This window comes from Bacillus sp. FSL K6-2861 (assembly GCF_038630725.1).
Lineage (GTDB): Bacteria > Bacillota > Bacilli > Bacillales > Bacillaceae > Bacillus > Bacillus velezensis.
The window spans coordinates 1779981-1793402 of record NZ_CP152037.1 but is presented as its reverse complement, the minus strand read 5'-3'; the positions used below and the strand labels follow the sequence as shown (position 1 = coordinate 1793402).

The 13422-nt window shown below is 50.2% G+C and carries 1 protein-coding gene; it reads right to left on the bottom strand.

Features of this window, described 5'->3' with window-relative positions:
• Positions 1–3 precede the first annotated feature (3 nt).
• Positions 4–13422 (bottom strand): SDR family NAD(P)-dependent oxidoreductase, encoded by a 13419-nt coding sequence (locus tag NYE62_RS08755; protein WP_342497372.1) that lies wholly within the window; start codon positions 13420–13422, stop codon positions 4–6.

Here is a 13422-nt window from a genome sequence, read left to right as displayed (position 1 = left end):
CTCTCATTTAAATGCTTTCCAAAACATTTTTTTCGCAGGAAGCTCTTGTTTCTCCGCCGGTGCGTCAGGTTCTTTTACCAGAGCCTTACGTCTTAATGACGGTACCGGCAGCGGCTTTCTTTTCATTCCGGTATCTTTTTCTTCCCAAGCTTCCAGAATGACGTGGGCGTTCGTTCCGCCGTCGGCAAAGCAGTTGATGGCTGCTGACGGTCTGGCTGCATCCCATTCACCGGCTGTTTTATGAAAATGAAAATCTGTCTTTGTTATATCAAAATGCGGCATCGGTTCATCTCCTGAGAGGAACGGAACCGTTTGTTTATGCTTCAGCATTAATACGACTTTAATAAAGCTTGCGATGCCTTCTGCGCAAAGCGGATGCCCGATGTTCGGCTTGATTGACCCGATGCCGAGCGGAACATGCTGGCCTGAGCGGTATACGGATTGAATCGCCTTCAGCTCAAGCAAATCAGTCACCGCGGAACCCGATCCGTTTGCTTCGATATAACTGATGTCTTCCGGCTTTTTGCCGCTTTTGAAAAGCGCGCTTTGCATGACATCTTTTTGCGCCTGCATATTAGGAGCTGACGGGCCTGCCGTTCTGCCGTCATTGTTCATGGCGGCGGCCTTAATGACCGCGTGTATCGTGTCGCCGTCTTTTTGCGCCTGGCTTACTGTTTTTAACAGCACCATGCCGACGCCTTCACCGAGGACAACTCCGCCTGAACGCTTGTCAAATACGTGAAATGCCGGTTTTTCGTTTAACAGCCCGCGCTCTTGGAACATCCGGTGCGCCGCATCCGTGTTCAGCAGGCTGACCCCGCCAACTACCGCCGCTTTGATATCGCCGCTTCTCAGTGCCTGAACGGCCATGTTCATTCCTGTCAAAGCCGATGAACAAGCCGTATCAAGCACGATGCTCGGCCCGCGCAGATCAAAAAATTGCGAAACGTTTGCCGCTAAATAATTCTGCCCGCCCGCAACGATCGGGTTGCGGGTATTCGCAAGAATTTCAGGATCAGGCTGATGCTGGCTGCGGCCTCCGATATACACACCGGCCTCTATACCCTTGATTTCTTCACGGGAATAGCCGGCATGGCACCAAAGTTTCAAGCTCTCTTCCAACACCGCCAATGCCTGAGGGTCCATCGCTTTCGCGTCGTTTTCCGGAATGAAAAAGAATTCGGAATCAAAGTGATCCATATTGTCAATCAATCCCGCAACGTATTGATTTGCATATCCGAAACGTTCCGCCGGGACGGAGCCGATTGCGGACCTACCGCTTCTCAGCAAGTCCCAATATTGTTCTAACGTTTCCGCTCCCGGAAAACGGCAGCTCATTCCGACGACGGCAATGTCTTCAGTTACGGCATCACGCTTTTGTTCAGTGTGAACCGTTTGTACGGCAGCCGGAACCAAGATTTCTGTATCATGCTCCTCCCTTTCTGCAAGCAGCGGCTGCCCATTGGATACAAGCCATTCGGCAAACGCGTCAATCGTCGGATGTTCATATAAAACAGATGGGTCTAAGTCCTCTTTGAGCGCTTGATTCATTTGCTGTAAAAGCTGCGCTAAAATGATCGAATCAACCCCGTAATCCTGAAACGGTTCGTCTGTTTCCAGTTCTTCCGGAGCGATTTTCAGCTCATCGGAAAACAGTTTCACAAGCCACGCCTTCGTATCAAGAAGCAGTTCTCTGTCTGAATGTTTTTCAGCGGCTTTGCCGTTTATTACGGCTTTTTGTGTTTTCTCTTGACAGAGCAGCCTGTCAGGATGCCATTCGCTCCGATCAACGATAGCCGGCAGAACGGACGGGCGGATGTTTTCAGATAAAATACGGTCCAGCAAGTCAAGTCCTTCCGCGTTGGACAGTCCCAGCAGCCCGGTCTGCTTCAGGCTTTCTGTGCGGACTTCACCCAATCCGGTTTCCTTCCAGTTCGGCCATTGAATGCTGACCAGCGGATATTGATGCTGATAAGCCGCCGCGAAATAATCCATGTACGCATTTGCCATCGCATAATCCGACTGTCCCGCCGCGAGCGCCGGAACGACTGCAGATACTGAAGAAAATAAGACAAAAAATTGCAAAGGATCATTTGTGAAAAGGCTGCTTAATGTTTGAAGCCCGGCGACTTTCGGTTCCAGCACTTCTTGTATGTCGCCGGCAGTCTTTCTGATAAACGCCGGATTTACTGAATTAACCGATCCCGCACAGTGAATGACGCCGCCGATCGGTCCCATCGTGCGCCGGATCGTTTCAATTTCCGCTGCCGCCGCATCATGATCAGACAATTTCAGACTGATCACCGCCACTTGCACTCCTTTTGCTTCAAGCTCTTCAATCGCCCGTATCTTCTCTTTCAGCCTCGTCTTAACGGCTGACCGTTTATGACGGGGAGGAATCGGCTCCCTGCCTGTCAGCACTACTTTTTTCACGCCGTGTTTTTCTGTGAAATGGCGGGCGCATAAGAGACCCAGTCCCCTCGTGCCTCCGGTAATGAAAAGCACATGGTCTTCAGGAAAAGGTGCGGGCTTATGTTCTGCTCGCTTCCCGCTTGGAATCTCCCTGAATAAAGCACGGTATCTCTGTCCGTTTCGGCGGCAGATTTCCGGTTCTGTGCTGTCCGCCGAAAATTCATCTGCAATCTGTTCGGCAAGCGTCTGCTGATCCGTATCTGTATCGGCATCCATGTGTCTGGACGTCACGTTTTGATACTCATTTTGAAGCATTCTGTACAGGCCGCTTTTTGCCGCTCCTGCAAGATGAATCGTTTTCTGCTGAAATGGCTCCAAGCCTTTTGTTACATATAGCAGCGTCAGCGGCCGCGCTTGCCGGCGGCTTGTATCAATCAGAGTCTGGAGCCGGCTGATCCCTTCCAGTGAAGGGTCTTCGTCTCCGCATCCCGTCAGATCGATTGCGCCATCTATGTGATTCCAATCGCTAGCTGCAGTGTCAGCCGAATCGACCGGGAGAATGAATGAGTCAGCGAAATGCTTTGCAGTCTCTTCGGCTAGCTCCGCTGTTCTTGCATCAGCCAGAATCATGACCGTCCTGCCGCTTTTCTCACCGGCCGAATCGATCTCACACGGAACCCATTGCTTTTCTAAAAGCACAGCCTCGCGCCGGTCTTCTGTTTCCTGCGGTACGGCTTTCGGCTCAGGCAGCCAGTACGGCTCCTTCGCAAACGGGTAAGCCGGCAGACTGATTCTGCGGGGTTTTTCGCCTTGATAGAGTCTGTCCCAGTCCATCTGGATCCCTTTGACCCACAATTCCGCTATTTCGGCGTATTTTTTCTTATCGAACCATGACCTCACAAGCTGCTTCAGGTCATCGTCCGTTTCAAATGCTTTGATTTCTTTTTTAGCCGTTTTGATATGGGCTTCATATATCCCTTCACCCGTATTTCCGTTTACAAAATCGGTTAAACGGCTGATCAGTTCTTCTCTCGAACCGGCTGTAACCGCAAGACGGTAATCCATCGCATCACGCCCGGTTTGAAGCGTGTACGCCATATCTGAAAGATTGATATTCTGATTGGCTTTTGCAAATTCGATCACAGACTCGGCATAGGTTTTTACCTGCAGCGCTTTTTTCGCCGACAGCACAAAAATGTTTGTCTCATCAGGCTTACGGCTTCCCCGGTCTTTCGGCTGATACTCTTCGATAACGAGATGAGCGTTTGTGCCGCTGTAGCCGAATGAGCTGACACAGGCCCGCCGCGGTGCTCCGCCTGTTTCCCAAGGTTTGAGTTCGGTATTGACAAATAAAGGCGAGTCATCGAAATCAAAATGTTCATTCGGCGTGCTGAAATGAAGGGTCGGCACAAGCTGCTGATGTTTCATCGACAGCAGAACCTTCTGGACGCTTGCTACACCTGCCGCCGCCGACGTATGTCCAATATTCGATTTAACCGAACCGATGGCGCAAAATTGTTTACGATCCGTTTTTTCCTTAAATACAGAAGACAGGGCTTCTAATTCAATCGGATCCCCCTGCTTTGTGCCGGTGCCGTGCATTTCCGCATAGGTGATGCTCTCAGGGTGGATGTTGTGCGCTTCATACACTTGGCGCTCTAAATCCATTTGGCTTTTCGCGCTTGGTGCGGTAATGCCGTTGGTTTTTCCGTCCTGGTTAATTCCAGATCCGATAATGACTCCGTAAATATGGTCTTGATCGGCTTCCGCATCTTTCAGCCTCTTCAAAACGAGCGCCCCCGCGCCTTCGCCAGGCACAAATCCGTTCGCACTGTTATCAAATGCTTTACATTGGCCGTCAGGAGACAGCATTCCTGCTTCACACATGCTAATGTATGATTCAGGCGTTAAATACAAGGTCACACCGCCGACAAGCGCCATGTCAATTTCATGATTCAACAGCGCCTGACGCGCCAAATGAGTTCCGACGAGAGATGAAGAGCATGCCGTATCGATCGGAATGGCCGGCCCTTTCAAATTGAGATAATAAGGCAGGCGGGCCGCCGCGATGCTGAAACTGTTGCCCGTCGCGCTTCCTCCTGTCTGATGTTTGTTTAACATCATGCCGTATTCATTGTTCATAATCCCCAAATAAACGCCGCAATTTTTCCCGTTTAATTCTTTTGAGCTGTAACCCGCATCTTCAAAGGCTTTAAAACCTTCCTGTAAAAATATCCGGTGCTGCGGGTCCATAAGTTCCGCTTCAGACGGAGATATATTAAAGAACAGCGGATCAAACTCTTCAATGCCGTCAAGCATACCGATTGATCTGCAGTATACTTTGCCCTTCTTGTTTAAGGCCGGATCATAGTATTTGTTTACATCCCAGCGGGAAAGCGGGATGTCGCGAATGGCGTTTTTCGCACGGGCTAAGTTGTCCCAATACGTCTTTAGGTCCGGCGCATCTGGGTACTTGCCCGACATGCCGACGATGGCTATCGCGTCCGCTATCTCGTCTTTAGGCTCCCGTTTGGCCTGCACCGGTTCAGGTTCCTTTTGAACCGTTAATCTCTCCTGCTCGGCAGGTGTTTTCTCCTGCGGGGCATGTTGCTGCGTAAGCGGCTTTGGACGTACGGGAACCGCCTGTTTTTTTCTTCCGCGGACAGACGGCTGCGTACGCAGAAAATCGGCAAATTGACGGATTGTCGGATAATCATACACTTTCGTTACGTTACAGTCCGTGCCGTACCGTTTATTGACGGCCTTTATCCATTCAAGACCGGTAATCGAATCCATACCCAAGTCAATAAAGGCCTCATCAATATCTACTTCATGCCGCTCCATGTACAATACATCAGCCAGTGCTTTTGATAACTCATCATGCACCGCTTCAATCGGTTCTTCCGGTTCGGCGGAAGCTGCCGTTTCTGACATCGCCTCCAGAATATCCGCTTCTGCTTGTGTCACATGCTGCTTATGAGCGTTTAAAGGCTGCAGCATGATGTTTGACGGTTTTTTCACGGCCTCTGTTTTCTGCGGTTCGGTTGCTTCCTCAAGGATCGGTTCTGTCCCGAGCTCTTTTTGCAAGAAAGCCGCAAACTGGCGGATTGTCGGATAATCATATACTTTCGTCACCGTAAGGGACGTGCCGTATGCTTTATTAACAGACTTTATCCATTCAAGACCTGTAATTGAATCCATGCCGATATCAATAAATGTGTCGTCTGCGTCGATATCGTCGGCATCCATATATAAAACGTCTGCCAAACTTTCGGTCAATACGGCACTTACTTTTTCAGCGGAAACCGCCGGACGGGAAACAGACTGTACGGTTCTTTTCGGTTTCGCGCCGCTCAAAGGCTGCAGTGTAATGTTTGACGGTTTTTCTTTGACAGTCTCCTCGTGAAGAGTTGTTACTTCAATGACCGGTTCCGGGACGGCCGCCGGTGCGATCGGCGCAGACTGTGTTTCGGCCGGTCTTTTAACAGCTGCATCTGCTGATATGTCGATCCAATAACGGTCTTTTGCAAACGGGTAGGCCGGGAGACTGATTTTTTGCGGTCTGCCCATTTGATACAGTTTATCCCAATTCAGCGGAAGGCCCTTCACCCAAAGCTCTAATACCTTTGCGGCTTTGCCTTTTTCAAGCCACGCCTCAATGGTTTTTTCCATGTCCTCATCAGCCGCAAACAGCGCCATCGTGTCTTTATTCTGTTTGACTTGTCCGCGGTAGAGCTGGTCAATTGACTTCTTGCCGCCCGTAAATTCGTCAAGCTTCTCTTCAAGCTCGCGCAAATTGCTGACAATCATTCCGAGACGCTCTTCCATCGGTTCACGGCCGATTTGAAGCGTATATGCGATCCGGCTCAGATCTGCTTCCCGGTAACGCCCGCTCCGCAGTGCATCAAGAAGACGTTTCGCCCGTTTTTGAAGCCGTTTCTCATTTTTCGCGGAAAGGACGATCATCGACGGATGAGGCGCAGCATAAGCCGTCTCCTTATCCTCATCAGCGGAATATTCTTCGATGACAATATGAGCGTTGACGCCGCCGGCTCCGAATGAGGAAAGCCCCGCGGTTCTCGGCAATTCTTTATTTACTCCGTTTTCATTTATGACCGGTCTTTTCCACTCTTCAAGCGTCTGCTGCACTTTAAACGGCGTAGCGAGAAAATCAATATTCGGGTTAAGCGTTCGGGAATGCAGTGACGGTGCGAGCTGCTTATGTTTCATTTGCAGGAGCACCTTCGTCAGACCCGCGATGCCCGCCGCGCTTTCACAGTGCCCGATATTGGATTTCGCTGAGCCGATGGCACAAAACTGTTTATCTTGTGTTTGTTCTGAAAAGGCTTTTGTCAGACCCGTGATTTCAATCGGATCGCCGAGTGAAGTCCCGGTGCCGTGGGCTTCGATGTAGCTGACCGCCCTCGGATCGGTTCCGGCGTCTTTTAACGCCTGTTTGATCACCGCGGCTTGGGCGTTCGGATTCGGGACGGAATACCCGTTTGTTTTTCCATCATGGTTCACGGCCGTTCCTTTGATCAGGCCGTAAATATGATCACCGTCCGCTTTTGCTTTAGAAAGCGGCTTAAGGAGTACGGCGCCCACTCCTTCACCGGGCACATAACCGTCTCCGCCTTCTCCGAAACTTTCACATCTGCCTTTGCTTGATAAAAATCTGTTCTGGCCGAGCATCAAATATTTATTCGGATGAACGGATACATTGACGCCCCCGGCAAATGCTGCCTCGCATTCCCCGTTCCGCAAGCTTTGGCATGCCAGATGAATGGCTGTTAAAGAAGAAGAGCACATCGTATCCAGAGCAATGCTCGGGCCGTTAAAACCGAATACATAGGAAGCCCTGTTCGCAATTGATGACGGATTTCCGGTCAGCGCAAGCGATTTTCCGCGCGCCTGTTCTTCGGCTCCGTAAAGCTGATATTCCTCGTACATGACGCCGACGTAAACACCGACATTGGCGCCAAGCAAATCACCCGATTTTTCCGTGAGCTTTTTGCGCGTGTAACCGGCATCTTCCATCGTTTCGTAGACACATTGCAGGAATAACCGCTCCTGCGGGTCCATCAATTTTGCATCACGGGGCGAAATAGAGAAGAATTGCGGATCAAATTTGTCCACGTCTTTCAAAAATCCTCCCCATTTTCCGTACGTCTTGCCTTCTTTATCTTTATCAGCGTCGTAATAAAGACTGTGATCCCAGCGATCGTTTGGAATTTCGGTTATGCAGTCAGTGCCTTCACTCAAATTCTTCCAAAATTCCTGAAGATTTTCGGCCTGCGGATATCGTCCTGATATACCGATAATCGCGATATCTTCACGCTCTGTTAGCTGCTGATTTTCCCGCGTTTCCGGACGGACTTGCGCAAAGCCTTTTTTGCCTTCATTCCGTTTGAAAACGGGCTTTACTTTCGCTTTCTCAGACAGCGCAGGTTTGGCTGCAGGGGTTTCTTCTGTTTTCATCCCGGTCACTTCCAGCAGCGTGTCCCGGTGTGCTTTCATAAAATACTGCGCCAGCGATTCGATATTCTGGTACTCGAAAAACAATGTTTTTGATAATGAGCCGAAGCTCTTTTCCAGCCGGCCCGTCAAATGCATAATCATAATCGAATCAATTCCGTAATCTTCCATAGGCGCCTTGGCATCAATTTTGCCGACAGGAAGTTTGGTCACTTCCGAAAGCACTTGTTTCAAGAAATGCTCCGTTTTTTCTGCAAGCATGTTCTCTCCGCCTGCTGTAAGACCTGCCGTTTCTTCCGTTTCGCTGCCCTTATCCGGCTGATCATCCGCTGATTTTTTCAGAAACGTCCGGATTTTTGCGGCGTAGCCTTCCGTCACCATGACTTGGGATGTGTTTGCCGCCCACCCGCGGTATAAAGCCTGAATTCCGTTTTCTGTTTGCATAGGGACCATGCCGCTTTCTTTTGTCAGCATGGCTTCCGTTTCAGCATCAACCGTCATGCCGCCGTCTTTCCAAAGCGGCCAGCAGATTGAAAGGGTGTGTCCATAGCGTTCATTTCGGGCTTTTTTACGGTTTCTTTTTTCACTGAAGGCGTTCATAAACGCATTGGCCATCGCATAATCAGCCTGGCCCGCGCTTCCGGCGCTTCCGGCTCCGGAAGAGAAAAGAATCAGAAAATCAAGCTCAATGTCCTTTGCCGCTTCATCAAGATGAACCAGCCCGGAGACTTTCGGCGCCAGTACATCACGGATTTCATCTTTGTGTTTTTTCAGAATATAGTTGTCTTTTATCGTTCCGGCGCTGTGTATGATACCGTTTAAGCCGCCGTACTGCCGACAGATGTCCGCTGTGAGCGATTGAACTTCTTGTTTTTCCGTCATGTCCGTTTGTTTGTACACAGCTTGCGCGCCGAGATCGGACAGTTCTTGAAGCTGGGCTTTTTTACGGTTATCCAACAGAGAACGCCCCGTTAAAATAAGAACGGCGTCTTTTGCATGTCGGGCGATTTCTCTGGCGAATAAAAATCCGAGTCCGCCCGCACCGCCTGTGATCAGATAAACACCTTTATCCTTCCACGGCTTTTCGGCGCCGAACTGTTCAAGACCCGTTTCCTGCCATTGTGCCGTATAGCGCCTGCCGTTTTCATAGCGAATATGCTTGTCATCAGGATGAGCGCTGCATTCACTTACATATCGGGACAGAATGTCTGCCTTGACGTCCGGCTCCAATTCAATCAGCTGGCCGGTCAGGTTCGGGTTTTCAAGCGCCGCTGTTTTCAAAAGCCCCGTTAAGCCGCAAAGGAGCTGCGTATCCGCTTCTTGAGGCACGACAATCTGAATGAGTTCGCGCCCGCCGGAATTTGAAGCGAGGATTTTCTTCACTTCTTCGAACGCCTGAAGCGCACAAGCTTCAAACCGTTCGTCTTCACTCTTATGCTGATCACGGAGCACATGACAGCTGAAGTCTGTCTGTATGCTGTTCATTTGATCCGTAAACCGGTCAGATATCATCACGTGACGGGCTTTGAAATGGATCGACGCTTCTTCATGTACAGCGGTCTTCTCTTCCCATACGTGTTCAAAATATAGTGTATCTGTTTTATCCGTTTCAATTTCCCGTGCGGAATAACCAGTCATTTTCACACATACATTGCCTTGTTCGTCACATACATCAATATCCAGCTTCTGAACGGCATCTTCAGGCTTGCTTTCGTTGCTGTACGCAATGGAAACCCACATATTGCTTTTACAGCTTTTCAACACATCAACCTGTTCGAGAGCAAATGGCAGCATCGGCCTTATGTCAGTCCCGTCTCTGTCAAGCATTAACCCGATTGTCGCGTGGAAGGCCGCATCCAAAAGGCTCGGATGGAGGACAAATTGATCTTTTGTATGAGAAATAGATGACGGGAGTGAAAGCTTCGCGAGCACTTTGCTGTCGTTTGCATAGATTTCCGTGACCGCTTTGTGAGCATCCCCGTATTCAATCCCCATCTGTTTGTATGCCTGATAGCAAGCGTCAGGTGTGATCAGACGGCGTGACTCTCTTAATTTGTCAATCTCGATTTTGGCCGGTTCGCCCGCTCGGACAAACGCCGCGCTTCCTTGCGCATAGAGTACGGGCTCTTCTTCCGAGGAAGCCGATTCACTGTAAACCGTAAATCCCATCTCTCCATTTTCTTCGTCATAAAGACGGAGGTACAGTTCTGCGGACTCATCCGCCGCTGTAAACGGACGTATCCATACGACATGTTTCAGACGGACTGTTCCTTCTTCCTTCGTTTCTGCCGCATGTTCCACGGCCGCCCGGACCATTTCCAGATAAGCCGCGCCCGGTAACGTCCGCTCGTTTTTGACGACGTGATCTTTCAGGAAAAATTCTCCGCCGCTAAACGAGGACCGAAAACGGACGCCTGACATGTTTGATACATTTTCATGCAGGAGCGGATGCAGCATGCCTGCATTTTTTTGCGGCAGCGATTCTCTTTTCTCCGCCTTCGGCACCCAATACCGGATTTTTTCAAACGGATATGTCGGCAGGCTGATCCGATTCGGTTTGTTTTCACCGTACAAGAGATTCCAATCCATCGTTCCTCCGCCGGCCCACTTTTCGGCAATCATCTCCAGTCTCCCGGAAGAAAGCCATTTATGTATCAAGTCCGGAGCAAGCTCTGCCTGTTTGCTTTTATCGGCTCGGTTCCGCCAGCACCCGCTGACCGTTTTACCCGCCAGAAAGCCTTCCAGCCGCTCTTTGAGCTGTGTCATATCCTGAGCGGTGAACGCAACCCGCTCCTCCATCTGTTCACGGCCGATCTGAAGTGTATACGCCGCATCCTCAAGCGGCAGGCCGGGATGAATAAATGCAGACAGCTTCGCAACGTACTCTTTTAGCCGTTCTTCATTCCGGGCTGAAACCGGGAAAATGAATGTCTGTTCTTCTGCCGGTTCAGCATTTGTTCCGTGTGATTCTTCAGGGATAAATTCCTCCAGAATGAGATGCACGTTTGAACCTGTCGCCCCGAAAGAGCTGATGCCCGCACGCCGGGGATATACGGTTTCGTTTCCGTTTTCCGTCACTGATAGCTGCTGCCATGCTTCGGTATGATGCTGGACGTAAAACGGTGATTGTTCAAAATCTAAATACGGATTCAGCTCCTCCGAATGAAGAGACGGCACCAAAGTTTTATGGTGAAGCTGCAGGGCAACCTTGCTTAAGCCGCTGATGCCCGCAGCCGATTCCGCATGGCCGATATTGGACTTCACTGATCCGATCGAACAGAACTGTTTGTCCTGTGTGTACTGGCGGAACGCCTTGACAAGGCCTTGAACCTCGATCGGATCGCCGAGAGAAGTTCCCGTCCCGTGCGCCTCAATATAACTGACCGTGCGCGGATCGATGCCCGCTTTGTCCAGGCATTCTTCAATCAAATCGGCCTGCGCGACAGGACTCGGCACGGAAATTCCGCTCACTGTCCCCACGTGGTTGACGGCACTGCCCTTTATCACCGCATAAATCCGGTCTCCGTCTTTTACCGCCTCTCGCAGCGGTTTTAATAAAACGGCACCGATTCCTTCAGCCGGTACATAGCCGTCTCCGTCTTTCCCGAATGTATGACAAACCCCGTCTGTTGAAAACATGTCCCATAAACCGTATGTCAGATATTTATTCGGATGCAGCGACAAATTGACCCCTCCGGCAACCGCCGATTCACATTCCCCGCGCCGAATGCTTTCCGCAGCAAGGTGAACCGCAGTCAGCGAAGATGAACAGACCGTATCGACCGCCATGCTCGGCCCGTGAAAATTGCAAAAATATGAAACTCTGTTTGCGATTTGCGCATAATTAAGAGAAAGCGGGAATACATGATCTTCAGAAGAAGCTTCAGCCCCGACCAACGTATAATCCTTATGCATCACCCCTGCGAAGACGCCGACGCGCTGTCTCTTATTCCGTCCGCGCGCCTCTGCGAGCGACTTCGGCGTATATCCGGCATCCTCAATCGTTTCCCAGCATGTTTGTAAAAACAGCCGTTCCTGAGGGTCCATTGTTTCAGCTTCCCGCGGCGTAATCCGGAAAAATTGAGGATCAAAGCAATCCGGATCATCAATAAATCCGCCCCATTTTGAAATGCTCTTACCGGAAGGCGACTTTACATTTTCAAACCGGCGCCAGTCCCAGCGAGACTCCGGAATTTCGGTGACACAGTTTTTTCCTTCTTTCAGGTTTTCCCAGAATTCATGAATATTTTCGGCCTGCGGATAGCGGCCGGCCATGCCGATAATCGCGATATCTTCATCTAGCGGCACACTGCTTTTCCGCCTGTTTTCTGTTTGCGGCTCAACCGGCTTCGCCATTTTTGCCGGAGGCGCGCTGAAATGGCTCCCGTACTGCTCAGTCAGGAAAGCTGCCAGCTCTGCTGCCGTCGTATATTCAAACAGCAAAGTCGGAGAAAGGGTTTCGCCGATTTTTTCGCTGATCGTTTCGACGACGTCAAGCAGTCCGGACGATGTCAACCCCATTTCATAGTAGCCGACTTGAGAATCAATCTGTTCAAGCGGCTTGCCGATTTTTTCAGCCATCAGATTCATGACATACCGTTCCGCTTCCTCATGCAGGTGTCCGCCTTCAAGCGATGCCGCAACTTCCGGTAAACCGGCTTTTTCAGGAGACTTCTCAGCTGGCTTTCGTTCTGTATTGATCAGCTCGGCATCCCGCACGAGCTTGCTTGTGAAATCTTTCAGCTCGGCTACTTTTCGGCCGGATGCGTTAAAAAACTCCAGTGTAATGTAAATGAGCTCCTTTTCCTGCCGAAGCGACGAACGTTTGATTCTCGTGATGCAGCCGCTCTGCAAAGGTTCGGAAGCTGTAAAAGATTCGTAGAAAAGAGGCAGAAACAGCCTCTTTTCCCCATTTAACAGTGATGAGATCAGTAGGTTTGCGCCGACGCCGCTTCCGTCAAGAAGAGTCGGATGGAACAAAAACCCCCCGGCCTGTCCCATCGCGTCTTTTCCAAGCGATACATCAAAGATGACGCCGTCCCGCTCCTCAAACACTTCTCCTTCTGCTTTCATATATCCGCTGTGAACCAATTCCTGGCTTCTGCATTGTGCATACAGCTCATTTAAATCGATGGTGCGTTCCGCCTCGCGTTTGACAGAGTCAAGATCAAGCGTGTCACTGAAAATTGCGGGTGCCGTCTCGTGCATTTCCGCTTTGACGTAAATACGTTCTTCCGGCTGTACTCGTCCGCCGCTGACCTCAGCCCCTTTTGCGGTAAGTTTCCAGCGCCCTTCTTTTACCTTTGTACATTCAACCGTAAGCTTGACGGCGCTGTCTTCTTTCGCAATAAGCGGCTGATATATGGATAAATGGCGCAGCTGAAGCCCGTCGTATGAATAGCCGCGCTCTTTGAAAATCTGATAAAACATATCAATATAAGCCAATCCCGGAAGGACTTTTTGTCCGTAAACGTCATGATGTAAAATAAACGGATTTTTCAGCGATAAAGTGATTTGCTTATTGAAGTTCTTCAC